The following is a 23,163-nucleotide window of genomic DNA, read 5'->3' as shown; positions in this document are numbered from 1 at the left end:
CATGGAGATCCCCACGACCGCCGACCTCTACGACCGGCACGGCGACGCCCTCGGCTCGTGCGACACCCAGTTGCGCCAGTTCGGCGGGGTCCGGGCCTTCGCCGGCCCGGCCGTCACGGTGCGCTGCTTCCAGGACAACGCCCTGGTGAAGTCGATCGTCGCCGAGCCGGGGGAGGGCCGGGTGCTGGTGGTGGACGGCGACGGCTCGCTGCACACCGCCCTGATGGGCGACCTCATCGCCGGCGCCGCGGCGGAGAACGGCTGGGCCGGTGTGGTGATCAACGGCGCGGTGCGCGACGTCGCCGCCCTGGCCGCCCTGCCGATCGGCATCAAGGCGCTGGGCACCAACCCGCGCAAGAGCGCCAAGACCGGCGCCGGCGAACGGGACGTGCCGGTGTCGTTCGGCAACTGCGTCTTCACGCCCGGCGCCGAGGTGCACAGCGACGACGACGGCGTCGTCGTGCTGCCCGTCGCCGGGCGGGACTAGCCCTCGGTGGCCGGGTGCGGGGCGACCTGCCCCTGACGCAGCCGGACCGCGCAGAGCTCGGCCAGCCGGGCGTACGCGGGGGCGCCGATCAGCGCGGTCAGCTCCGGGGCGTACGAGAGGTACATCGGCTCGGCGCCGACGTGCGCGTCGGTCGAGGAGGTGCACCACCAGTCCAGGTCGTGCCCGCCCGCGCCCCAGCCCCGCCGGTCGAACTCGCCGAGCGTGGAGATCAGCACCTTGGTGTTGTCCGGCCGCTTGTGCCACTCCTGGTCGCGGCGGATCGGCAGCTGCCAGCAGACGTCCGGCTTGTACTCCAGCGGGTGGACCCCGTCCCGCAGCGCCTGGGCGTGCAACGCGCAACCACCGCCACCCGGGAAGTCGGCGTCGTTGAGGAAGACGCACGGCGCGTCGACGTCCCGGGTGGCGGTACGCCGGGCCGGGTTCTTCCCGTCGATCGTGTCGTTTTCCGTCCAGTTCTTGGAGCCCTTGCGGAAGTGCTGCCAGGTCTCCGGGGTGAGCCGCTTGACCGCCGCCCGGACCCGCTTCTCGTCGTCGGAGTCGGTGAAGAACGCGCCGTGCGAGCAGCAGCCGTCGGCGGCGCGGCCGGCGATGATGCCGTGGCAGCCCTTGCCGAAGATGCACGTCCAGCGGGAGAGCAGCCAGGTCAGGTCCGCCCGGACCACGTGCTTCTCGTCGCCCGGGTCGACGAACTCGATCCACTCCCGGGGGAAGTCCAGCCCGACCTCCCGGCTGCGCGGGTCGTCGGGGCCGTCCACCAGCACGTGAAGCTCGATCTGCCCTGTCACCCGGCCCAGCGTACGCGCGGTCACCCAGGCCGGCTGGCGAGCCGGGAAACGTGTCGGGCCATAGGGTCGGGAGCATGCGACTGGGTGTCCTCGACGTCGGTTCCAACACGGTGCACCTGCTGGTGGTCGACGCCCACCACGGGGCCCACCCCTGGCCGGCCCACTCCGAGAAGGTGGTGCTGCGGCTGGCCGAGCAGATCGGCCCGGACGGCGCGCTGACCGATGCGGGCGCGGACGGGCTGGTCAAGGCCGTCGGAATGGCCCGCGCGGCCGCCGCCGGGCTGGAGGCCGACGACCTGCTGGCCTTCGCCACCAGCGCGGTCCGGGACGCCACCAACGCCGGCGAGGTGCTGGCCCGGGTCCGCGACGAGACCGGCGTACGCCTGGAGGTGCTCTCCGGCGCGGACGAGGCGCGGATGACCTTCCTCGCGGTGCGGCGGTGGTTCGGCTGGTCGGCCGGGCGGCTGCTCGGGATGGACATCGGCGGCGGTTCGCTCGAACTGGCCGCCGGCATCGACGAGGACCCGGACGTGGCGATCTCGCTGCCGCTGGGCGCCGGGCGGCTGAGCCGGGAGCGGCTGCGGGTGGACCCGTCCGGCACCGTGCCGCCGTCCGCCGAGGCCGTCGAGGAGCTGCGGGAGTACGTGGACGCCCAGCTCGATCCGGTGCGGGACCAGCTCACCGAGGTGGGCTGGGAGCGGCCGGTGGCCAGCTCGAAGACGTTCCGGACGCTGGCCCGCCTGGCCGGGGCCGCGCCCTCCGCCGCCGGGCTCTGGGCCCCACGCAGCCTGACCCGGACCGGGCTGCGTCAGGTGCTCGGCTTCATCCGGCACATCCCGCCCGCCCAGCTGCCCGAGCTGGAGGGGGTGAGCGCGGCCCGGGCCCACCAGCTCCTCGCCGGGGCGGTGGTGGCCGAGGCGGTGCTGCGCCGCCTCGACGTGGACCGCCTGGACATCTGCCCCTGGGCGCTGCGCGAGGGGGTCATCCTGCGCCGGCTGGATCAGCTGGTGCCGATGTGATCCCGGCCGGGCAAGCTGGGCGCTTTGCGGCTGCTCGTCCCGATGCGCCGAGCCGGGGACGGCTACCCTGAGGGGTGTGACTTCCCACGTCCCGGTGCTCCTGTCCACTTCCTCGGTGTTCCCTGAGCGCACCGCGGCGGCGTTCCAGCTCGCCGCGGCGCTCGGGTACGACGGCGTCGAGGTGATGGTCTGGACCGATGTGGTGAGCCAGGACCCGGGCGCGCTGCGCGGCCTGGCCGACCACTACGACGTACCGGTCCTGTCGGTGCACGCGCCCTGCCTGCTGGTCACCCAGCGGGTGTGGAGCCCGGACCCGTGGGAGCGGCTGCGCCGGGCCGCCCGGCTGGCCGAGACCCTGGAAGCGCCCACCGTCGTGGTGCACCCGCCGTTCACCTGGCAGCGCGACTACGCTCGGAACTTCACCGAGGGCCTGGCGACGATCGAGGAGCAGTTCGGCGGCCTGCGCTTCGCGGTGGAGAACATGTACCCGGTGCGGATGGCCGGCCGCCAGTTCGTCCCGTACGTCCCGGGCTGGGATCCGACCGACACCGGCTACACCTCGTACACCCTGGACCTGTCGCACTGCGCCGCCTCGCACACCGACGCCCTCGCGATGGCCGACCGGATGGGCGCCGGCTTGGCGCACGTGCACCTGGGTGACGGCACCGGCGAGGGGCGCGACGAGCACCTGGTGCCCGGGCGCGGCGGCCAGCCCTGCGCAGAGCTGCTCCGCTCGCTGGCCGGTCGGGGCTTCACCGGCTCGGTCGCGGTGGAGGTCACCACCCGGGGCGCGAAGAGCCGCGCGGTCCGGGAGGCCGACCTGCGCGAGGCCCTCGAGTTCGCCCGCGCCAACCTCACCGCCCCCTCCCCGGTCGACGCCTGACCGCCCGCGCCGGCGGGCCGGCGGTCAGGAGACCGGGGTGAGGGTCTCCGCCTGGGCGGGGACGGTGACCTGCTCGCCGACGGCGGCCCGTTTGCGGGCCCGGTGCGCGGCCACGTGGGAGCGGGTCGCACAGCGCTCCGAGCAGAACCGCCGGCAGCAGTTCGACGAGGTGTCCAGGTAGACGTTGCCGCAGCGCTCGTCCGCGCAGACACCGAACCGGGCGCTGCCGTACTCGCACAGCCAGACCGACAGGCCCCAGACGGCGCCGGCCAGGTATTCCGACGAGACCGAGGCGCCCCGGCTGGTCACGTGCATGTGCCAGTCGCTGGAGTCGTGGCCGGAGATGCGCGGCTGCACCGGGAAAGCCTCCAGCAGCGCGTTCAGCTCCGTCACCGCCGCGGCGTCCCGGCCCGAGGTGCCGTACTCGAAGACGTCGCGCAGGCGCTTCTGCGCCCGCCGGAAGATCGTCAGGTCCCGCTCCGCGACCTCGTCGCGCATCCACGCGTTGTCGTCCGGGAAGAGGGCCCGCAGGTCGTCGAGGTCGTCCAGACGGGCGTTGACGAGATCAACGCCGGTCCGGGCGTACGCGTCGAAGTTCACGACACCAACGGTAGACGACTCACGGGGTACGTGGCGCGTCGATGTAGTGGGGCAGGAACCGCGCGTAACCGTCTGTGATGAGGCTCTCGCTCTCCCGTACGCCGGCGCCGGCCGATTCACCGTCGACGATCCAGCTCCCCAGCACCATCCGGTTGCCGGCGAAGTCGGGCAGCGCCCGGAACTCCTGGTAGCAGAACCCCTCGTCGCCGTAGCTGCCCGGATTGGTGATCTCGGTGCCGGCGGTCACGATGCGCACCGAGCCACCCTCCCGGCCGAGCAGCGGCTTGGCCACGTACTCGGTCATCCCGCGCGGTGAGTCCAGGTACGCCGGCAGCAGGTACTCGTGGCCCGGGTACAGCTCCCAGAGCACCGCCAGCAGCGCCTTGTTCGACAGGAGCAGCTTCCAGGCCGGCTCGATCCAGGTGGTCGGGGTGCCCGGCTCCAGCGCCGGCGACCCGTAGGGCTCGGCCAGCATCCACTCCCAGGGGTAGAGCTTGAAGCAGGTGGTGATCGGCCGGTCGTCCGCGTCCACGAAGCGCCGCCCGTCCCAGCCGATCCGCTGGATCGGCATGAGGGTCACGTCCAGCCCGGCCTGGCGGGCCGTCTCGGCCAGGTAGCCGGCGGTGATCTGGTCCTCGCCGGACTCCTCCTCCTCGGACCAGACCACGTGCAGCCCGGGGTCGTGCAGCCCCGCGCCGATCTTCGCCCACGCCCCGACCAGTCGCTCGTGCAGGCTGTTCCACTGGTCCGCCTCGGGGCGGGTGTGCTCCAGCCAGTACCACTGCACGATGCTCGCCTCGACCAGCGAGGTTGGGGTGTCGGCGTTGTACTCCAGCAGCTTGGGCGGCCAGCTCCCGTCGTACCACAGGTCGAAGCGGCCGTAGAGGGTGGGCGGCCGCTCGCGCAGCGACCGGGCCACCGCCTCCGCCGCCCAGGCCGGGATGCCGAACTCGGCGTACCGGTTGCGGGCGACGATGTGCTCGGCGGCGGCCACCGACATCCGGTGCAGCTCCTCGGTCGCCTCCTCCAGCCGGAGCACCTCGTCCAGGTCGAAGGCGTACGCGGCGGTCTCGTCCCAGTACGACATGATCTCGCCGTCGGGCAGCTCGGTGTCGACGTACACCAGGCCCTGCGAGCGGATGGTGGCGTCCCAGTCGGGGCGCGGATCACTCGCCTCGCGCCGCACCTCAGCCTCCGCAGGAGGCGAGGTGGGTGCCGAAGCCGCCCCGGTCGGGCAGCGCGGCGGCCACCGGGACGGGAGTGTCCCGGCCGGCGGCCGGCGCGGGGACGCGCAGGGCCAGCGCGACGGTGTCGCCGCCGCCCCCGGCCGGGCCGAGGGCGCAGTCGTCATCGTCGTCGTCGTAGCCGCCGTTGCAGCCGGAGAGGGCGAGCGCCAGGACGGTCAGCGTGCCGAGCTGGACGGTGGCCGACCGGAGCCGGCGTCGGGGGGTGCGTTCCACGTGATCGTTGTAGCCGATCCCCGCCAGCCCGGCAGCCCCGGGAACGCTGCGTGACGTTGCCCGCCGCCCCCCGGCGCGGGCCCGCACCCGGGCGTTACGCTCGGCTCATGCTCCGTTCCGTCATCCTCGCCGCCTCCCGGTCATCCCAGGTCGAGCGGCTCGTCGCGACGGCCCCGTTCACCCGGGACGTCGTCCGCCGGTTCGTCGCCGGCGCCGGCACCGACGACGCGCTGCGCGCGACCCGCGCACTCGTCACCGACGGCCAGGCCGTGACCCTCGACTATCTGGGCGAGGACACCACCACCCCCGAGCAGGCGAACGCCACCCGGGACGAGTACCTCAAGCTGCTGCGGCTGCTCTCCGCCGGCGAGCTCACCCCGGCCGCCGAGGTGAGCGTGAAGCTCTCCGCGCTCGGCCAGATGTTCGACGAGCAGCTCGCGTACGACAACGCGCGGGCGATCTGCGCGGCGGCCGACGCGGCGGGCACCACGGTCACCCTCGACATGGAGGACCACACCACCACCGACTCGACCCTGGACATCCTCGCCAAGCTGCGCAAGGACCACCCGTCGACCGGCGCGGTGCTCCAGGCGTACCTGCGGCGGACCGAGTCGGACTGCCGGGAGCTGTCCGGCGCCGGGTCCCGGGTGCGGCTCTGCAAGGGCGCGTACAAGGAGCCCGAGTCGGTGGCCTACCAGTCCGCCCGCGAGGTGGACAAGTCGTACGTGCGCTGCCTGAACGTGCTGATGTCCGGGGACGGGTACCCGATGCTGGCCACCCACGACCCGCGGCTGATCGCCATCGGCGAGGACCGGGCCCGCTGGTTCGACCGCGGCCCGGACCGGTTCGAGTTCCAGATGCTGTACGGCATCCGCCCCGAGGAGCAGCGGCGCCTGGTCGGCGAGGGCTACACCGTGCGCACCTACGTCCCCTACGGCGACCAGTGGTACGGCTACCTGATGCGCCGGCTGGCCGAGCGCCCCGCCAACCTGATGTTCTTCGGCCGCGCGCTGGTCTCGAAGAAGTGACTCACTCGTTCGACCAGGCCCGGGTGCACAGCACCAGCCGGTAGCCGTCCGGGTCGGCGAACGTCACCCCGAAGCGGTCCCAGTACGGGCCGGCGGAGACCCTCGTCCCGCCGGCCCGTTCCAGTCGGTCCGTCAGGTCGTCGTCGACCGGGCCGTCCAGGTAGAGCACGAACAGGTCCTCCTCGGTCGGGCGCGGCGCGACGGCGAGGTGTGTGCCGCCGACGAGTTCCAGGTGCCAGCCGGCGCCCGGGAGGCCCAGCATCACCAGGTCGTGCTCGCCCGGCCCCTCGGCCGCGCCCCGGTACAGCACCGCCAGGCCCAGGCCCTCCGCCCAGAAGCGTTCGGCGGCGGCCAGGTCGCGGCTGGGGCGGGCGAGGCGTACGTGGGTGTCTGCGGAAATCGGCATGCGCAGGATCCTGCGATCTCCACCCGACTTGAGGTCAACCCTTGACGAGAGAAGCTAATGGCATTAGCTTTTTGGCTATGACGATTAGCCAGGTGTCGCGGGACGGCGGGACGATCGCGTACGAGGTGCACGGGGAGGGCCCGCTGGTGGTCCTCTCGCACGGCATGGGGGAGAACCGGGCGGCCTTCCGGCACCTGGTGCCCCGGTTGGTGGCCGCCGGCTACCGGGTGGCCTCGGTCGACGTGCGCGGCCACGGCGACTCCAGCGCCCACTGGCCCACGTACGCGCCGTCGGAGGTCGGCGGCGATCTGCTCGCCGTGGTCCGGGCGCTCGGCGGTGGACCCGCCACCCTGGTCGGCAGCTCGTCCAGCGCGGCGGCCGTCGTCTTCGCCGCCGCCGACGCACCCGAGCTGGTCAACGGCATCGTGCAGGTCAGCCCGTTCGTGTCCCAGGCGCAGCCGAACCCGGTGATGCGGCTGGCCCAGGCGGTCGTGCTGCGCAGCCCCCGGCTGTTCGGGATGTTCCACCGCACGCTCTTCCCGTGCGGGCGGCCGGCGGACGACGCCGCGTACCGGAAGGAGATGGTCGCCAGGCTGCGCGGCCGGATGGCCGCGGTGCGCGGCGTGGTCGAGCCGGTCGAGCCGCACTGGACCGCGCGCGCCCGCGAGGTACGGCAGCCGGTCCTGGTGCTGATGGGCACGAAGGACCCGGACTTCAAGGACCCCGGCGCCGAGGCGCGGGCCGCCCGCCGGCTCTTCGCCACGGCCGAGGCCCGCATGATCGCCGACTCCGGCCACTACCCGCACGCCGACCAGCCCGCCGCCACCGTCGCCGACCTCGCCGAGTTCCTGGCGGTGACCTCCCGTGCCTAGGGCCGGCCTGAGCCCGCAGGCGGTGGTCCGCGAGGCGGCCGCGCTCGCCGACGAGGTCGGCCACGACCGGCTCACCCTGGCGGCGGTCGCCGGCCGGCTCGGCGTCGCGCTGCCCAGCCTCTACAAGCACGTCAAGGGCGTCGACGCGCTGCACCAGAAGCTCGCCGCGCTGGCCGTCGGCGAGTTGGCCGAGGAGATGACCCGGGCGGTCGCCGGCCGGGCCGGCCGGGACGCGTTGCACGCGGTCGCCGTCGCCTGGCGCGACTACGGCCGCCGGCACCCGGGCCGGTACGCCGCGGCCCAGCAGGTGCCCGCCGCGGACGATCCCGAGCACGTCGTGGCCGGGCGGCGGGCGCTGGACGCGGTCTACGCGATCCTGCGCGGGTACGGCCTGACCGGCGACGACGCCGTGGACGCGGCCCGGATCTTCCGCAGCGCCGTGCACGGCTTCGTGACCCTGGAGGCGGTCGGCGGCTTCGGCATCCCGCGCGACCTCGACCGCTCCTTCGACCAGTTGGTGGCCGCGCTGGACACCGCGTACCGGGACTGGAGGTCCTGATGAAGGCCGTTCTGCTGGCGCTCGCCTTCCTGCTGGAACTGGCGATGCTCGTGGCTGCCGGATGGTGGGGCTTCACCCTCGACGCCGGCTGGTCGGTACGCCTGCTCGCCGGCCTCGGGGCGCCACTGCTGATCGCCGTCGTGTGGGGCGTGTTCTGCTCGCCGAGGGCGAACGTGGCGCTGCCCGCCCCGGCCAAGCTCACCGTCCAAGCCGCCTGCTTCGTCACCGGCGGGCTGCTGCTCGCGCTGGCCGGCCGGCCGGTGCCCGCAGCCGCGCTGGTGGCCCTCTGGGCGATCGACAAGGCGCTGCTCACCCACCTCGGCGACCCGGTCTGAGCCCACTTGTCCAGCTCTGCGTGCCCCGACCCGCGCGGACCTGGGCGGCAAGTGGCCCTTCCGGGGTCAGGGGCGCGGGAGCGAGACCGGAGCTCGCCGGCGCGCGGCAGGCTCTGGCCGGATCGCCCCGATTGGTCGTACCCTTCGCCGGTGACCGACGGTGACGAGTGGCCCTCCGGCCCGACCACGGCGAGCCCCGCGCCCCTCGCGCCGGCACCGCCCGCCCCGCCGCCGGTGTCGCGGAAGCTGCGGCGGCCGCCGCTGTGGGTCGTGCTCGCCCTGGTGCTGGTCCTCGCGGCGTGCGGAGTGCCCGGCGTACTCCTGGTCGGGCTGGTGGGGAACGCGGCCGGCCGGCCGGCCGATCGCGCCGACGACCCGGCCACGGCGGCCGCCCGCCGGCTCGGCCAGCGGATGATCGCCCAGCTGGGCCGGCAGGCCACCGCGCTGCTCGACGGCGACCGGGCCGGCTTCCTCGCGGTCGCCGAGCCGGCCGCCCGGCCCGCCCTGACCCGCCGGTACGCCGCCCTGCGGGCGCTGCGGGTGACCGTGTGGCGACCGGCCGCCGCGGACCTGCCGGTGGCGGTGGACGGGCGGCCGGGTGAGTGGCGGCTGTCGGTGGACGTCGGCTACTGCTTCGTGGTGCCGCGCTGCACGCCGAGCACGGTCGACTTCGGCACCCGGTGGCGGCTGGTGGGGGACGAACCCCGGCTGGTCGCGGTCGAGGAGTCCCGGGCGAAGCCGGCCGGCGCCCGGCCGTGGGAGGTCAGCGACCTCGCGGTGGCGGTCGGCCGGCGGACGGTCGTCGCCACCACTCCCGGCCGGCGGGCCGAGCTGCGCGGCCTGCTCGCCCAGGCCGAGGCGGCCGCGCAGGTCGCCGACCGGTACGCCGTCGGCGGCACCCCGCCGGACCGCTACCTGGTGTTCTACGCCGGCCGGGCCGAGTGGCAGCGCTGGTACGGCGGCGGCCGCCCGAAGTGGACGGCCGGGTACGCGGTCGGCGTCGGCGGCGGCCACCACGACGTGGTGCTGAACGCGCAGAGCCTCTCGCCCGCCGGGGTCGACGACCTGCTCCGGCACGAGCTGACCCACGCCGCCTCGCTGCCCGACCGGGGCTACTCGGACCGGTCGAGCTGGTGGCTGGTGGAAGGGCTTGCGGAGTACGCGGGTGCGGACGGCCAGCCGGTCGACCGCTACGAGGGCCTGGCCGAGGTGCGCCGGCTCGTCCGTGGCGGCTGGAACGGTCGGCTGAACTCGCTGGCCCCCGCCGACGACGCGGCCGACGACCGGGTCGGAGGCGCCTACGGCGTCGGCTACCTGGCCGTCCGCCACCTGGTCGACCGGTACGGCGAGCAGCGGGTGCTCGACTTCTTCCGGGCCGTCGTGGACGAGCGGCGGTCGGTGGACGACGCCGCCGACGAGGCGTTCGGCGAGCGCTGGTCCACCCTGCACGACGACTGCGTCGGGTACGTCCGCGCGGTGGCCGGCTGACGTCCGGAGCGCCGGACACGGCGGGTCGACCCGTTGGCGACGGGCCGTAGCATGGGCCGGGTGGTCCGCACCCACCCGCCGCGGCTGCCCGCGGCCACCCGCCCTCGCCTGTTCCTCGCCCTGTTCGCCGTCGTCGCCCTGACCGGCACCACGGCCGCCTCCTGCGGGGACGAGAAGTCCCCGGTCACCGTCGCGCAGGTCGGTCGGAGCCCGGTGACGGAGGTGATCGACGCCCCGGCGACGGTGACCGCCCGGGCCGCCGCCACCCTCACCGCGCCGGCCGACGGCACCCTGGCCAGCCTGCGCGTCCAACCTGGACAGCGGGTCAGCAAGGGGCAGGTCCTCGCGGTGATCAGCTCCCCGTCGGCGCAGGACCGCCTGAAGCAGGCCCGGGAGGCGCTGCGCGCGGCGAAGCGGGCCGGCCGGGGCTTCGGCGTCGGCGACCTGGGCGGGAGCCGGCGCGGCACCGACCGGGCCGCCAAGGAGGCGTTCGACGCGGCGCGCCAGGCCGCCGGGAAGATCGGCGACCCGCAACTGCGGTCCGCGCTGCTGCTCCAGGTCGAGTCGGCGCAGCAGCAGTACGAGTCGGCCGCCCGGGCCGCCGACCGCGCGGTCGGCGCCGTGCAGCGCGGCGTGGCCGGCCTGAACAGCGCCCTCGGCGCGCTGTCGGCCGCGCAGCGCCTCCAGGCCCAGCAGGCGTACGACCTGGCGAAGGCGACCGTCGACGCGTTGACCCTGCGGGCCCCGATCGCGGGGGTGGTGCAGCCGGGTGGCACCCGGGCGGCCGCGGGGACGGATCTGGGCAGCCTGCTCGGCGCGGCCGGGGGCGGCGTGCCCGGGCTCGACCCGTCGGCGCTCGGGTCCGCCGGCCAGGCCGGTCCGCCGCCGGGGGTGGACGACGCGGTGCCGCCGGGTGGCCGGGTGACCGCCGGCACGCCCGTGCTGACCGTGGTGGACACCGGCCAGCTCGGCCTGCTCGCCGAGGTCGACGAGACCGACGTGCTGCTGGTCCGGGCCGGCCTGACCGCCTCGGTGGAGCTGGACGCGGTGACCGGTGCGAGCTACGACGCGACGGTCCGCTCGGTGGACGTGCTGCCCACCACCTCCGCCCGCGGCGGGGTCACCTACCGGGTCCGGCTCGGCCTCGGCGCCGGGCGGCTCGGCGAGGGGGAGGTCGCGCCGGCGCCCCGCCCGGGCATGAACGCGGTGGTCCACCTCCGGGTCCGCGAGGCCGCCGACGCGGTGACCGTACCGGCGTCGGCGGTCTTCTCCGTGGACGGCCGGGACGCGGTCTGGGTGCTTCGGGACGGCCGGGCCGACCGGGTGCCGGTCACCGTCGGCGTGCAGGGGCAGGACCTGGTGCAGATCGTCAGCGGCGTGCAGGCCGGCGACCGGATCGTGGTGCGCGGCGCCGACCAGGTCCACGACGGCCAGGAACTGAAGTGACCCTCCCCGCCGGGGTGCCGGCCATCGAGGCCGTCGATGTGTCCCGGACGTACGAGTTGGACGGGGTGTCGGTGCCGGCGCTGCGCGGGGTCTCGCTCACCATCGAGCCGGGCGAGTACGTGGCGGTGATCGGGCCGTCCGGCTCCGGCAAGTCCACCCTGATGCACCTGCTCGGCGGGCTGGACCGGCCGACCGGCGGCCGGCTGGTGATCGGGGGCCGCGACGTGGCCAGCCTCACCGCGCCCGAGTTGGCCACGTTGCGCAACCGGACCATCGGCTTCGTCTTCCAGGCGTTCCACCTGCTGCCCCGGACCTCCGCCGTGGACAACGTGGCGCTGCCGCTGGTCTACCGGGGGATCGGCGCGCGGCAGCGACGGGAACGGGCGGCGGCGATGCTCGGCCGGGTCGGGCTCGGGCACCGGCTGGACCACCGGCCGAACCAGCTCTCCGGCGGCGAGCAGCAGCGGGTGGCGATCGCCCGGGCGCTGGTCACCGACCCGGCGGTGCTGCTCGCCGACGAGCCTACCGGCAATCTGGACACCGCCACCGGAGAGGCGGTGCTGGAGCTGCTCGAACGGTTGAACGCCGAGTCGGCGGTGGCCCTGGTGATGGTGACCCACGACCAGGAGGTGGCCGCCCGGGCCCGCCGCCGGATCGCCGTCCGCGACGGCCTGATCAGGTCGGACACGCTTCATGATCGACCGCTGTCCGGCGTCGGTGGTCGACCTGCGACACTGGACGACGCTCCCAGCGCGGAGCCCCGGTTCGCGTCCGGACGCGGCCCGGGGCACCCGTCCGGTGGCTCCGGTGGCGCCGCCGGAGCCACCGGACGCCTTTCCGACGACTCCAGTTCGGCCCGTCTGACGCCGCGCAACGACCTGGAGCCGTCGTCCGACCGGTCGGGACCGGACGCGGAGGTCGCGCCCGGAGGTGCCGGGTGAGGGTCGCGGAGGCCTGGCGGGTGGCGCTGGACGCGCTGCGCGCCAACCGGATGCGCAGCGTGCTGACCATGCTCGGGGTGATCATCGGGGTCGCGTCGGTGGTGATTCTGGTGGCCATCGGCACCGGCACCAAGCAGAAGGTCGAGCAGCAGGTGGAAGGGCTCGGCTCGAACCTGCTCCTGGTGGTGCCCGGCCGGATCGACGTGGGCAACGCCCCGGTGGTGTCGCCGCTCGACCTGAAGGATGTGGACGCGGTCTCCCGGGTGGTCGGCGACCCGGGACGGGTGGCCGTCACCGTCGCCTCCGGGGCGACCGCGCGGGCCGGCAACCGGTCCGACTTCACCACCGTGCAGGGGGTGCTGGAGACCACCCCGGCGGTCTTCACCCGCTCGCTCGCCCGGGGCCGCTACCTCACCGGTGCCGACGTGGACACCAGCCGTCGGGTCGCGGTGCTCGGCGCGTCCGTGGCGCGCACGCTCTTCCCCGACCGGGACCCGCTCGGCCAGCAGGTCGCGCTGGCCGGCGTCCGGTTCCGGGTGATCGGCGTCTTCGCCCCGCTCGGCCAGAGCCTGGGCGTGGACCGCGACGACGAGGTGCACATCCCGGTCACCGCGGCCCAGCGGCTCTGGGGAACCCAGCGGATCGACGGCATCGCGGTGAAGGCCCCGGACCGGGAGCGGATCGGCGAGCTGGGCGATCGGATCGTGGCCGAGCTGTCCCGACGGCACCCCGACACCGAGTTCAGCGCCGTCACCCAGCAGCAGATCCTCGGCGTGCTCGGCGACATCCTCGGGGTGCTGACCGGGGTGCTGGCTGCCATCGCCGGCATCTCGTTGCTGGTCGGCGGGGTCGGCGTATCCAACATCATGCTGGTCTCGGTACGCGAGCGGACCCGGGAGATCGGCCTGCGCAAGGCGGTCGGCGCCCGGCCCCGGGACATCGGGGTGCAGTTCCTGCTGGAGGCGGTGCTGCTCACCTCGATCGGCGGGCTGACTGGGATGGCCCTCGGCATCGGCACCGCGCTGCTGGTCGACGCGGTCTCGCCGATCCCCGCGGCGATCACCTGGTGGTCGCTGGCGCTCGCGTTCGGCGTCTCGGCGGCGGTGGGCATCGTCTTCGGCGTGGTCCCCGCCCAGCGGGCCGGCCGGCTCGACCCGGTGGTGGCGCTGCGCGCCGAGTGACCCCCTCCCATGAACGGGACGAGCCGCCCGTCCGGGTGGAAAACGCCAGGTCAACGCGGCGTAAGCCGGGGACATTCCATGATCATTAGAAGGAAGGGATCGCGCCGGTCACAGCCGTCCCGCTACCGTACTGGTAACACGCGCGTTGCCCGTCGTGGCCGGGCCAACCTGCCCCGGTGGCACGCGCCGGGCATGGGAATGGGTCGGTGAGCCATGGCCGGGTCGCAGTCCGACGCACGGCTGTCGGATGTCAGGTTCCTGACCGTCGCCGAGGTGGCGACGGTCATGCGGGTCTCCAAGATGACGGTCTACCGCCTCGTGCACAGCGGTGAGCTGACCGCGGTGCGGGTGGGCAGGTCGTTCCGGGTGCCCGAGCACGCCGTGCACGAATACCTGCGGGGCGCCTTCCAGGAGACCGCCTGACGCCTCGGCCGCCGCACCGTCGAGTGCGACGAAAGGGGCATCGACCGGGGGCGCGTTGGTCCTGCTGACGCACTCCGGCTACCCTGGACCCCGATCGTGACCGCACCCCGGTGCGCCCTGCCCACCACGCTGGTCCGGTCCGTTGTCCGCAAGCGGTCACCGACGCCACCCGCGGTGGTGTCTCCCGGTCCGCCCCGCACGTTGCATCGAAAGGCTGTCGTATGGGCTCGGTGGTCAAGAAGCGCCGCAAGCGCATGGCTAAGAAGAAGCACCGCAAGCTGCTGCGCAAGACCCGCGTCCAGCGTCGCCGTCTCGGCAAGTGACCGGAGCCGGGCCCCCGCCCGGCATCCGGCACCACTTGCCAACAGTCGACCCTCGGAGGCTCAGGTGATCAGGCCGTGGACGTCCCGGCTCGATCCCGCCTGCCGGGCAAGGCGCACGACATGACCCCCGGTGGCACCCCAGGTGCTCCGGGGGTCGTCGTCGTGACCGGGGTCGGCCGCTACCTGGGCGCGCACGTCGCCGCCCGCCTCGCCGCCGACCCGCGCATCGAACGCGTCATCGGGGTCGACCCGGCCACCCCGAACCCCGAATTCGCCGACCTGCTGGCCGGGGTCGAACGCGTCCGCCTCGACCTCGACTCGCTCGGCGGCCTGCTGGTCGACCTCGACGTCGACGCGGTGGTGCACCTGGCCCTGGTCACCGCCCCGGACCCGCAGCACGGCGGGCGGGCGGCGATGAAGGAACAGAACGTCATCGGCACCATGCAGCTGCTCGCCGCCTGCCAACGGGCGCCCCGGCTGCGCAAGCTCGTGGTGCGCTCCTCCACCGCCGCGTACGGGGTGTCGTTCCGCGACCCCGCCGTCTTCACCGAGGAGACCGAGCCGCGCGAGGTGCCGCGCGGCGGTTTCGGCCGCGACATCCTCGACATCGAGGGGTACGTCCGCGGGTTCCGCCGCCGGCGCCCCGACGTCACCGCGACCGTGCTGCGCTTCGCGCCGTTCATCGGCTCCACCGCCGACACCACGCTCACCCGGTACTTCTCCCAACCGGTCGTGCCCACCGTCTTCGGCCGGGACCCGCGACTCCAGTTCGTCCACTTCGACGACGCCTTGGAGGTGCTGCACCGGTCGGTCGCCGAGGACCACTCGGGGACGTACAACGTGGCCGGACCGGGGGTGCTCTCGCTGTCCCAGGCGATCCGGCGGGCCGGCCGGGTGGCCCTGCCGGTGCTCGAACCGGGCCTCGCCGGGGTGGCCTCCGTCGCCCGCAACCTGGGCTTCGGCCGGTACGGGTTGGACCAGGTCGACCTCTTCGTGCACGGTCGGGTGGTGGACACCAGCAGACTGGAGCGCGAGTACGGCTTCACGCCCCGCTCGACCGCCGCCGCCTTCGAGGACTTCATCCGCGCGCACCACGGCGGGGTGGTGGTGACCCGGGACCAGCTCGCCGTCGCCGAGCAGCTCGTCCTGGAGAGCATCCGGCAGGTCCGGGCCGTCGTGCGGGAGCGCCCGTGAGCGAGCGGACCATCAGACTCAGTAGCGCGTCGCCTAGCGCCGCCGCGGAGCGAAGCGAGGCGGCGGCGTGAGCGGGGCCGAGGAGCGCGGCGAGGCGCGCTACGACGTACCGCTGGCGGTGCCCGCGCCGGACGCGGAGCCGGCGCGGCGCAACGGGCACCGGCGGGCGACGATGGCCGCCGCCGAAGCCGTGCCGACCGGCGGCCACGGAACCTCCGACGAGCCGGACACCTCGGCCGACGAGCCGGGTCCCATCGGCGAGCCCGCGCGGGCCGGGGCGGACGGCACGGGCGACGCCGCCACGCGGAAGGCGGTCGCGAAGAAGACGGTCGCCAAGAAGGCCGTGGCCAAGAAGGCTGTCGCGAAGAAGGTGCCAGGCGCGGCGGCGGACGCGCCGGCCGGCGAGCGGTCGGGAGGCGACGCCGGGGCCGGCACGGCGCCCGGGCCGGCGGTGGCGGACCGGCCGGGGGACCATTGGGACCGGAAGGTCGCCAAGGGGCTGGCCTTCCTGCGGCGGCGGCTCTCCGGCGACTACGAGGTCGACGAGTTCGGCTTCGACCCGGACCTGACCGACGCCGTCTTCCACCCGCTGGTCCGGCTGCTCTACCGGGACTGGTTCCGCACCGAGGTCAGCGGGGTGGAGCACGTGCCGGATGCCGGGGCGGGCCTGGTGGTCGGCAACCACTCCGGCACGGTGGCGCTGGACGCGCTGGTCCTGGCCACCGCGCTGCACGACCGGCACCCGGCCCGCCGCTACCTGCGGCTGCTCGGCGCCGACCTGGTCTTCCGGATGCCGGTGGTCTCCGAGCTCGCCCGCAAGACCGGCGGCACGGTCGCCTGCAACCCGGACGCCGAACGGCTGCTCGGCAACGGCGAGCTGGTCGGGGTCTTCCCGGAGGGCTTCAAGGGCGTCGGCAAGCTCTACTCCGACCGGTACAGGCTCCAGCGGTTCGGCCGGGGCGGTTTCGTCTCGGCGGCGCTGCGGACCGGCACGCCGATCGTCCCGGTGGCCATCGTCGGCGGCGAGGAGATCTATCCGATGCTCGCCGACATCAAGCCGCTCGCCCGGCTGCTCAAGCTGCCGTACTTCCCGGTGACGCCGACCTTCCCCTGGCTGGGCCCGCTGGGCATGGTGCCGCTGCCGAGCAAGTGGCTGATCGAGTTCTGCCCGCCGATCCCCACCGCGCACCTGCGCGACTCGGCGGACGACCCGCTGGTCGTGTTCAACCTCGCCGACCAGGTCCGGGAGACCATCCAGCAGACCCTGCACAAGCTCCTGGAACGCCGCCCCGACCCCTTCGGCCCCTGACGGCTCGTCCGCGCTCTGAACGGGGAGCGGGTGTGGCGGTCAGTCGGTGCGGTGGTGGCGGCGGCGGTGCAGGGCCAGGCCGGCGGTGACCGCTCCGGCGAGCAGGCCCGCGGCGGCCGTCGACGGTACGGCGATCTTGACCGCCCGACGTCCGGTGCGGAAGTCGCGGACGTCCCAGCCGTGTTCGCGGGCCTGGCGCAGCAGCGCCGGATCCGGGTTGACCGCCACCGGGTGACCCACGGTGGAGAGCATCGGCAGGTCGTTGGCGGAGTCGCTGTAGGCGGCGCAGCGGCTCAGGTCCAGCCCCTCGACCGTGGCGAGCTGGGTGATCGCCTCGGCCTTGGCCGCCCCGTGCATGAGGTCGCCGACCAGCCGGCCGGTGTACGCGCCGTCGACCACCTCGGCGACCGTGCCGATCGCGCCGGTCAGCCCGAGCCGGGCCGCGATCACCCGGCCGATCTCCACGGGGGCGGCGCTGACCAGCCAGACCCGCTGGCCGTCGGCCAGGTGCCGCTGGGCGAGCTTTCGGGTGCCGATCCAGATGCGCGGGGCCATCAGCTCGTCGAAGATCTCCTCCGCGAGGCGTTCCACGTCGTCGACCCGCCAGCCCTCGATGAAGGCGAGCGCCGCCTCCTTCGCCTGGGACATGTCCCCGGCGTGCTCGGTGGCGAGCAGCCGGAACTTCGCCTGCTGCCAGGCGAAGCGGGCGAGGTCACCGGTGGTGAAGTAGTTCCGGGCGGCCAGCCCGCGGGCGAACCAGTAGATCGAGGCGCCCTGCATCATCGTGTTGTCCACGTCGAAGAAGGCCGCTGCGGAGGGGTCGGGCGTGAGGGTGGCCGGGGGTGCCTCCGGGGTCTCCGACCAGCCGGCGGTGTGCCCGTGGACGTCGCTGCTGACCGTCACCTTGCGGGGCCCGGACATGGCGACCTCCCTCCCCTCGACGACCGCGTACACTCTCCGCCCCGAGCGTATCCGGCTGGCTGTGACAGCCGGATGTCCGGCGGGAGAAGTGTGGCGGCTGTCCCGCCGCGGGTCAGCGGTCGGTGGGGCAGGTGCCCGGGGTCGGGCCGAGGGCGTCGCTGGCGGCCGGGGCCGGCAGCCCGCAGGCGATCGCCTCGCGGAGGCCGTCGGCCCGCCTACCCGCCGCGTCGAGCAGGGCCAGCGACTGGCGGGTGCGGTCCCGCTCGACGTGGTCGGCCCGGTCCAGCAGCCCGCTGACCGCCCGCCGTTGGCCGGTGAGGAACGTGTCGATCGTGTCCAGGCCGGCCGGGTCGGAGCGCTGGGCCGCCGCCGTGGTCAGCAGGCGTACGCCCTGCCGGGTGTCGGAGTCCATGTCGTCCAGGACGGCGCCGAACCCGAGCCGGTCGCCGCGGACGGTGGCCGCCTCGTCGAGCCGGGTCCGGGCGAAGTCGAGGAAGAGCTGTCCGCGGCTGATGTCCGAACTGGTCAGTGCGAGCTGGGCGCGCTCCGTGGAGCGCTTCATGCCGTAGAGGGCGTCGCCGGGCAGCGCGTTCTCGCTGGCGGCGGAGATGCCGGAAAGGGCGACCGCCCCGGCGGCGATGCCGACCAGGATCGCGCCCCGGGCCCGGGCCCGCCGGCCGGTCATCGCCGGCAGCAGCGATCCGCGGACGCCGCTGGCCGCCGCGCCGGTCTCGGTCTTCGCCGGCGCGCCCATGCCCTCCCGCTCGGCGGTGGCGACGAGCATCGCCCGCAGCCCGGTGCGGAACTTCGCGTCGACCTCGACGGTCGGCCGGTCGACGATGAGCCGCTGACTCACCGCGACGAGTGCGGCGAGTTCGTCGTCGGCCCGGGAACGGGCGTGGTGCCGCCGGCCGCCGTTGGCCTCGTCGAGGAGTTGCGCGAAGCGCTCGGCACGCCGACGGGAGAAGAGGTCGCTGTCCACCGCAGGCACCCCCTCTCGCTGGTCACGGCCCGGGTTGGCCGTCGTCGTCACCAGCGACCGGTGGCAGCGTGACGCCGACGGCCGACCGAGGAGGCAGACCGTGCCCGCCGGACCGGGTGGCCCGGGGACGCCGGACAACCACTGGTCGCACCCGGAAAAACGGACCGCGCCGGGTGCGGGTTACGGGCCGGCGGGCGGCGAAATCACGAAGCGTGATCGCCGTCACGTGCCGCCGAGGTACGCGTACCCCGCGCCCGGTCGCCGCCGCGCGCTGGAAACGGGTTTGGGATCAGGGCTGGAAGCCGTCGGGCAGGAGTCGGGCCAGGGCCCGGACCGCCCGGTACTGCAAAGCCTTGATCGCGCCTTCGTTCTTACCCATGGCGCGGGCCGTCTCGGCCACCGAGAAGCCCTGAAGGAAGCGGAGCACGATGCACTCCTGCTGCTCCGGGTTGAGCTGCTTGACCGCGCTGAGCAGCGCGACGTTGGTGATGTGCTCGACCACCGCCGCCTCCGGGCTGCCCTCCGGCCCCCGGTCCTCCCGGTCGGCGTCGAGCACGTCGCCGGTGGTGACCTCGAGCCGGTAGCGCCCCGACTTGAAGTGGTCGGCGACCAGGTTGCGGGCGATGGTGACCAGCCAGGCGCCGAGGTCGCGGCCCTGCCAGGTGAAGCTGCCGATCCGCTTGAGCGCCCGGAGGAAGGTGTCCGAGGTGAGGTCCTCGGCGAGCTGCCGGTTGCCGACCCGGAAGTAGACGAACCGGAACACGGTGTCCACGTACCGGTCGTAGATCAGGCCGAACGCCTCGGCCTCGCCGGCCTGCGCCCGCTCGACCAGCGCCCAGACCTCGGTCGCCGGGTCGGACGGGTCGGGGCGGCTCGGGTAGCCGGTGGCCGGGGCGGCCGGCACCGCCGGCAGGACGGCCGTGTCGGCGGCCGGCACCGCCGGCAGCACCGCGGTCTCGGCGGCCGACGGCTCCGGGTCGGCCTGGGCGTCGCCGCGGCGGCCCTGGGCCGGCATGGTCGGCCGGGACGGCGAGTCGAGCCGGCTGGTGGCCGATTTCGCGTTGCCTCCGGGCACCGCCGGGCGTGCCGGCGCCTCGTTGTGGTGCGTGCGGTTGCGGCCCCGCCGCGTCCCCTCACCCCGTACCGCCGCGAGGCTCCACATGCCCTCCGCCGAGCCGCGGGAGCCGTCCGACCGCTCGTTGACCGGGGTCCGCTGGGTGGGGCCGGTCAACCCGGCCGGCCGTTCGGCGTAGCCGAAGGTGGTCACCGCGCCTCCCCGGTCCACGCGGGGTACGGCCGCGCCGGACGCCGCAGGGTCGCGACGGGACCGGGTACGACCCGGCCGGGCAGGGCCGTCACGGGACGTGCCGACCGGCGGCAGGTCCGCTTGAGGTGCTGGTCCAATGCGCTCAATGGCACGGGGGCCTCCTCGGGCTGAGGGGTGTCGACTCACGGCAAATGGGGTGAGCCGACCCGAGTGATGATAGGGCCAACGTCACCCGCGTGTGGCAAGTCCGTTACACAGAGCGGAAGTATTTACCGCCCCGTCGCACAGCCGGCGGACCCGTTGTCCGTCGCGTGCGGTTGACTTTCGCGCCGGATCCTGGTCGGGAGTGGAAAGTCCAGGTCGGAGCGATTTGCGTGCCGCCCTCGGCGTGTCGCGGCGACCGCCCGGTGGGGCCGCTTCCGGCTGCCCGTGTACCCCGCAGGGCGGACCTTCGCGACCAGACTCTCACGTCTGGGCATGCCGGCACGCGGTCCGCTCGGTCCCGCCGACGGGACTGCGGTCCCGGCGTCGCGCCCCGCCGAGACCGGCGGAGCGCGGTGTGCCGGGCCGTGGCCCGGCGGACGCGGCTGTGCCAGACTCAGCCACCGTGCAGGACGCAGCCGACAGCTCCGCGCCGAACCTCGCCGACCGGCTCCGCCGGGCGGCCGTCGCCCACGGCGACCGCCCCGCGCTGCACTGGCGCGACCGGACTCTGACCTGGTCCGAACTGGATGCCGCGGTCACCGCCACCGCCCGCGCGCTGGCCGTCGCGGCGCCCCCGGCGGCCGGGGACGCCCAGCCGCTCCGGGTCGCGATCGCCTTCGGCAACACCCCGGACTTCGTGGTCACGTACCTCGCCGTGCTGCGGGCCGGCCTGGTGGCGGTGCCGGTCAACCCGGGCTTCACCGCCCGGGAGCTGCGGCACGTGCTGGCCGACTCGGGGGCCGCCGCGCTGGTCTGCACCGCCGAGGTCCGCGACCGGGTCGCCGTCGACGAGCTCCCGGCGCTGACCGCCGTACACATCACGCCGCCGGTCACCGACGGCGACGGTCCGGCCGAGCTGCCCGCGCGCGGCGGGGACGACCTCGCCGTGCTGCTCTACACCTCCGGCACCGAGGGCCGGCCCAAGGGCGCGATGCTGTCGCACCGCGCCCTGGCCGCCAACCACGAGCAGATCGGCCGGATCGCCCCGCCGGTGGTCGGTCCCGACGACACCGTGCTGCTCGCCCTGCCGCTCTTCCACGCGTACGGGCTGAACTCCGGGCTGGGGGCGGTGGTGCACCACGGCGCGACCGGGGTGCTGGTCGACGAGCCGGGGCCCACCGGGGGACTGGCCGAGATCGCCCGGCACCGGGTCAGCGTGCTGGTCGGCGTACCGTCGATGTTCCTGGGCTGGGCCGACACGGAGGGTGACGTCGCGGCGGCGCTGGCCTCGGTCCGGGTCGCGGTGTGCGGGGCGGCCCCGCTGCCGCCGGCGGTCGCGGCGCGCTTCACCGAACTCACCGGGCACCCGGTGCACGTCGGGTACGGACTCACCGAGACCGCGCCGGTGCTCACCTCCACCCTGGTCGACGGGGAGCCCCGGCCGGGCTCGATCGGCCGCCCGCTCCCCGGCGTCGAGCTGCGCCTGGTCGGACGGACGGCGCGGACCTGTGGCGGGACGGGGTGCCGGCGGCCGAGGAGGACGCCGACGAACTGGACCTCTCCGACGACCCGTCGGGCACCGACCCGGGGCAGATCATGGTCCGCGGCGCCAACCTCTTCGACGGCTACTGGCCGGACGGGCGGGGCGGGCCGGACCCGGACGGCTGGTGGGCCACCGGGGACGTGGCCTACGCCGACGAGGACGGGAACCTGTACCTGGTCGACCGGCTCGGCGAGCTGATCCTGGTGAACGGCTTCAACGTCTACCCGCACGAGGTGGAACTGGTGCTCGAGGCGCATCCCGGGGTGGCCGAGTCGGCCGTCCTGGGGGTGCCGCACCCGCGGACCGGCGAGACTGTCGGGGCGTACGTGGTGCGGGCGGCCGGCCCGCCGGTGACGGCGGGGGAGCTGCTCGGCCACTGCGTGCGTAACCTGGCCCGGTTCAAGTGCCCGACCGACGTCGAGTTCGTCGACAGCCTGCCGTACTCGGCGATCGGCAAGGTACGCAAGACCGAGCTCCGCCCGGCGACGCCCCCGGTGCCGGCACCCGCGCCGCCGACCGAGAACCGCACGGAGGTACCCGATGTCCAGCAGTGACGCCCGGCTCACCCTGATCACCCGGCCCGGCTGCCACCTGTGCGAGGACGCGAAGGCGGCGCTCGACCGGGTGGTGGCGGTCACCGGGGACCGCTGGATCGAGAAGGACGTGACCGGCGACATCGAGCTGGAACGCGACTACGGCGACCGGCTGCCGGTGGTGCTGCTCGACGGCAAGGAGCACGGCTACTGGCGGGTCGAGGAGGATCGCCTGCTGCGGGACCTGACCACGCCGCAGCTCTGAGCTGCCCTCTATGGTGCAGCGATGACCACTGCGCGGCGCCACCTGGTGTGGGACTGGAACGGCACCCTCCTCGACGACCTCGACCTGGTGGTACGGGCCACCAACGTCGCCTTCGCCAGCGCCGGCGGCCCCGTGGTCAGCGCCGACGAGCACCGGGTCCGGTTCCGCCGGCCGATCGCCGACTACTACGCGGAGATGCTCGGCCGGGCGATCGACGACGAGGCGTTCGGCGCGCTGGACCGGATCTTCCACGACGCGTACCGGGCGGGGCTGACCAGCTGCGCGCTGGCCGCCGACGCCACCGCCGCGATCGGAGCCTGGCCGGGCAGCCAGTCGCTGCTGTCCATGTGGTTCCACGACGAGCTGGTCCCGACGGTCCACACGTACGGGCTGACCCCGCACTTCGCCAGGGTCGACGGGCTGCGGGCCGCGGTGGGCGGCGGGCCGAAGGCCGAGTGGCTGGAGAAGCACCTGGCCGAGCTGGGCCTCGACGGTCGCGAGGTGGTGCTGATCGGCGACTCCCTCGACGACGCCGACGCGGCACTCTCGGTCGGCGGTGCCTGCGTCCTCTACACCGGCGGCCTCTCCGACCCCGCCCGCCTCCGCACCTCCGGCCACCCCGTCGCCGACACCCTCACCGAGGCGGTCACCCTGGCCCGCACCCTCCCCTGACCCACCACCACCCCCCCGGTCTGCCCCGTCGATCATGAAGTTAGCGGCGGCCGTGGCGGCGTGTCGCGCCGCAAAC

27 protein-coding genes are annotated in these 23,163 nt (G+C 74.5%); 19 read left to right on the top strand and 8 right to left on the bottom strand.

Features of this window, described 5'->3' with window-relative positions; all coding sequences use genetic code 11:
- Position 1: 1 nt before the first annotated feature.
- Positions 2-487, top strand: coding sequence for a ribonuclease E activity regulator RraA (gene rraA / locus ACZ6S5_RS04280; protein ID WP_465997589.1), 486 nt, complete (start codon positions 2-4; stop codon positions 485-487).
- Here the strand turns inward: rraA and ACZ6S5_RS04275 are convergent.
- On the bottom strand, positions 484-1,293 hold the full coding sequence (locus ACZ6S5_RS04275) for a DUF3109 family protein (RefSeq protein ID WP_465997588.1): 810 nt from the start codon (positions 1,291-1,293) through the stop codon (positions 484-486). The two genes, rraA and ACZ6S5_RS04275, sit on opposite strands and share 4 nt — an antisense overlap.
- 74 nt (positions 1,294-1,367) lie before the next feature.
- Here ACZ6S5_RS04275 and ACZ6S5_RS04270 point away from each other — a divergent pair, with 74 nt between their 5' ends.
- The gene (locus tag ACZ6S5_RS04270; RefSeq protein ID WP_465997586.1) at positions 1,368-2,312 is read left to right on the top strand and encodes a Ppx/GppA phosphatase family protein; all 945 of its coding nucleotides are present in this window, start codon (positions 1,368-1,370) and stop codon (positions 2,310-2,312) included.
- Positions 2,313-2,388: 76 nt separating this feature from the next.
- Positions 2,389-3,195: a sugar phosphate isomerase/epimerase family protein gene (locus ACZ6S5_RS04265; RefSeq protein WP_465997584.1), complete on the top strand. Its 807-nt coding sequence runs from the start codon at positions 2,389-2,391 to the stop codon at positions 3,193-3,195.
- A gap of 24 nt (positions 3,196-3,219) precedes the next feature.
- On the opposite strand, the gene ACZ6S5_RS04260 is transcribed toward ACZ6S5_RS04265, so the two are convergent.
- Genes ACZ6S5_RS04260 through ACZ6S5_RS04250 form a run of 3 tightly spaced genes read right to left on the bottom strand, consistent with a single transcriptional unit; the run spans position 3,220 to position 5,255 of the window.
- Complete coding sequence (locus ACZ6S5_RS04260) at positions 3,220-3,795, bottom strand: CGNR zinc finger domain-containing protein (protein ID WP_465997582.1); 576 nt, start codon at positions 3,793-3,795, stop codon at positions 3,220-3,222.
- 19 nt (positions 3,796-3,814) lie between these two features.
- Positions 3,815-4,981, bottom strand: coding sequence for a glutathionylspermidine synthase family protein (locus ACZ6S5_RS04255; protein WP_465997580.1), 1,167 nt, complete (start codon positions 4,979-4,981; stop codon positions 3,815-3,817).
- A gap of 1 nt (position 4,982) precedes the next feature.
- A complete protein-coding gene (locus ACZ6S5_RS04250) occupies positions 4,983-5,255 on the bottom strand; it encodes a hypothetical protein (protein ID WP_465997578.1) in 273 nt (90 codons plus the stop codon).
- Positions 5,256-5,362: 107 nt separating this feature from the next.
- Here ACZ6S5_RS04250 and ACZ6S5_RS04245 point away from each other — a divergent pair, with 107 nt between their 5' ends.
- Positions 5,363-6,283, top strand: a complete 921-nt coding sequence (locus ACZ6S5_RS04245) for a proline dehydrogenase family protein (protein ID WP_465997576.1) — start codon at positions 5,363-5,365, stop codon at positions 6,281-6,283.
- A 1-nt stretch (position 6,284) separates the two neighbouring features.
- Here the strand turns inward: ACZ6S5_RS04245 and ACZ6S5_RS04240 are convergent, their stop codons facing one another.
- Entirely contained in the window at positions 6,285-6,689 is a 405-nt protein-coding gene (locus ACZ6S5_RS04240; protein WP_465997574.1) for a VOC family protein, read from the bottom strand.
- Positions 6,690-6,766: 77 nt separating this feature from the next.
- Between ACZ6S5_RS04240 and ACZ6S5_RS04235 the strand changes: the two genes are divergently transcribed.
- The 11 genes from ACZ6S5_RS04235 (at position 6,767) to ACZ6S5_RS04185 (ending at position 16,760) form a co-directional block, all read left to right on the top strand.
- Positions 6,767-7,561, top strand: coding sequence for an alpha/beta fold hydrolase (locus ACZ6S5_RS04235; RefSeq protein WP_465997572.1), 795 nt, complete (start codon positions 6,767-6,769; stop codon positions 7,559-7,561).
- Positions 7,554-8,120, top strand: coding sequence for a TetR/AcrR family transcriptional regulator (locus ACZ6S5_RS04230; RefSeq protein ID WP_465997570.1), 567 nt, complete (start codon positions 7,554-7,556; stop codon positions 8,118-8,120). Before ACZ6S5_RS04235 ends, ACZ6S5_RS04230 begins: the two co-directional genes overlap by 8 nt.
- The gene (locus tag ACZ6S5_RS04225; RefSeq protein ID WP_465997568.1) at positions 8,120-8,455 is read left to right on the top strand and encodes a YrdB family protein; all 336 of its coding nucleotides are present in this window, start codon (positions 8,120-8,122) and stop codon (positions 8,453-8,455) included. The genes ACZ6S5_RS04230 and ACZ6S5_RS04225 overlap by 1 nt, the downstream gene beginning before the upstream one ends.
- A gap of 150 nt (positions 8,456-8,605) precedes the next feature.
- The gene (locus ACZ6S5_RS04220) at positions 8,606-9,943 is read left to right on the top strand and encodes a hypothetical protein (protein ID WP_465997566.1); all 1,338 of its coding nucleotides are present in this window, start codon (positions 8,606-8,608) and stop codon (positions 9,941-9,943) included.
- A 51-nt stretch (positions 9,944-9,994) separates the two neighbouring features.
- Positions 9,995-11,389 carry an efflux RND transporter periplasmic adaptor subunit gene (locus tag ACZ6S5_RS04215; RefSeq protein ID WP_465997842.1) on the top strand — a complete coding sequence of 465 codons (1,395 nt, stop codon included), beginning with the start codon at positions 9,995-9,997 and terminating at the stop codon, positions 11,387-11,389.
- Between the two features lie 14 nt (positions 11,390-11,403).
- Positions 11,404-12,330 carry an ABC transporter ATP-binding protein gene (locus ACZ6S5_RS04210; RefSeq protein WP_465997840.1) on the top strand — a complete coding sequence of 309 codons (927 nt, stop codon included), beginning with the start codon at positions 11,404-11,406 and terminating at the stop codon, positions 12,328-12,330.
- Positions 12,327-13,511, top strand: a complete 1,185-nt coding sequence (locus tag ACZ6S5_RS04205; protein WP_465997564.1) for an ABC transporter permease — start codon at positions 12,327-12,329, stop codon at positions 13,509-13,511. Before ACZ6S5_RS04210 ends, ACZ6S5_RS04205 begins: the two co-directional genes overlap by 4 nt.
- Before the next feature lie 213 nt (positions 13,512-13,724).
- Complete coding sequence (locus tag ACZ6S5_RS04200) at positions 13,725-13,934, top strand: helix-turn-helix domain-containing protein (RefSeq protein WP_046564428.1); 210 nt, start codon at positions 13,725-13,727, stop codon at positions 13,932-13,934.
- 221 nt (positions 13,935-14,155) lie between these two features.
- Entirely contained in the window at positions 14,156-14,257 is a 102-nt protein-coding gene (locus ACZ6S5_RS04195; RefSeq protein ID WP_007465623.1) for a 30S ribosomal protein bS22, read from the top strand.
- Positions 14,258-14,377: 120 nt separating this feature from the next.
- Positions 14,378-15,451 (top strand): NAD-dependent epimerase/dehydratase family protein, encoded by a 1,074-nt coding sequence (locus ACZ6S5_RS04190; RefSeq protein WP_465997562.1) that lies wholly within the window; start codon positions 14,378-14,380, stop codon positions 15,449-15,451.
- 451 nt (positions 15,452-15,902) lie between these two features.
- Positions 15,903-16,760: a lysophospholipid acyltransferase family protein gene (locus ACZ6S5_RS04185; RefSeq protein ID WP_465997839.1), complete on the top strand. Its 858-nt coding sequence runs from the start codon at positions 15,903-15,905 to the stop codon at positions 16,758-16,760.
- Positions 16,761-16,799: 39 nt separating this feature from the next.
- Here ACZ6S5_RS04185 and ACZ6S5_RS04180 read toward each other — a convergent pair whose 3' ends face one another.
- The 3 genes from ACZ6S5_RS04180 to ACZ6S5_RS04170 all read right to left on the bottom strand — a co-directional run bounded on the left by ACZ6S5_RS04180 (position 16,800) and on the right by ACZ6S5_RS04170 (position 19,930).
- Positions 16,800-17,681, bottom strand: coding sequence for an HAD family hydrolase (locus tag ACZ6S5_RS04180; RefSeq protein ID WP_465997560.1), 882 nt, complete (start codon positions 17,679-17,681; stop codon positions 16,800-16,802).
- Positions 17,682-17,793: 112 nt separating this feature from the next.
- The gene (locus tag ACZ6S5_RS04175; RefSeq protein WP_465997558.1) at positions 17,794-18,663 is read right to left on the bottom strand and encodes a DUF5667 domain-containing protein; all 870 of its coding nucleotides are present in this window, start codon (positions 18,661-18,663) and stop codon (positions 17,794-17,796) included.
- A 289-nt stretch (positions 18,664-18,952) separates the two neighbouring features.
- Positions 18,953-19,930: an ECF subfamily RNA polymerase sigma factor, BldN family gene (locus tag ACZ6S5_RS04170; protein ID WP_465997556.1), complete on the bottom strand. Its 978-nt coding sequence runs from the start codon at positions 19,928-19,930 to the stop codon at positions 18,953-18,955.
- A 607-nt stretch (positions 19,931-20,537) separates the two neighbouring features.
- Here ACZ6S5_RS04170 and ACZ6S5_RS04165 point away from each other — a divergent pair.
- Genes ACZ6S5_RS04165 through ACZ6S5_RS04150 form a run of 4 tightly spaced genes read left to right on the top strand, consistent with a single transcriptional unit; the run spans position 20,538 to position 23,087 of the window.
- Entirely contained in the window at positions 20,538-21,815 is a 1,278-nt protein-coding gene (locus ACZ6S5_RS04165) for an AMP-binding protein (RefSeq protein WP_465997554.1), read from the top strand.
- Positions 21,758-22,171 (top strand): class I adenylate-forming enzyme family protein, encoded by a 414-nt coding sequence (locus ACZ6S5_RS04160; protein WP_465997552.1) that lies wholly within the window; start codon positions 21,758-21,760, stop codon positions 22,169-22,171. Before ACZ6S5_RS04165 ends, ACZ6S5_RS04160 begins: the two co-directional genes overlap by 58 nt.
- Positions 22,158-22,415 (top strand): glutaredoxin family protein, encoded by a 258-nt coding sequence (locus tag ACZ6S5_RS04155; protein ID WP_452309856.1) that lies wholly within the window; start codon positions 22,158-22,160, stop codon positions 22,413-22,415. The genes ACZ6S5_RS04160 and ACZ6S5_RS04155 overlap by 14 nt, the downstream gene beginning before the upstream one ends.
- A 21-nt stretch (positions 22,416-22,436) precedes the next feature.
- Positions 22,437-23,087 carry an HAD family hydrolase gene (locus tag ACZ6S5_RS04150; RefSeq protein WP_465997550.1) on the top strand — a complete coding sequence of 217 codons (651 nt, stop codon included), beginning with the start codon at positions 22,437-22,439 and terminating at the stop codon, positions 23,085-23,087.
- Positions 23,088-23,163: the final 76 nt, after the last annotated feature.

Source organism: Micromonospora sp. NPDC051924, assembly GCF_055586005.1.
Note: the sequence above shows the minus strand (reverse complement) of the source record. Positions and strands in the feature narration are given on the sequence as shown.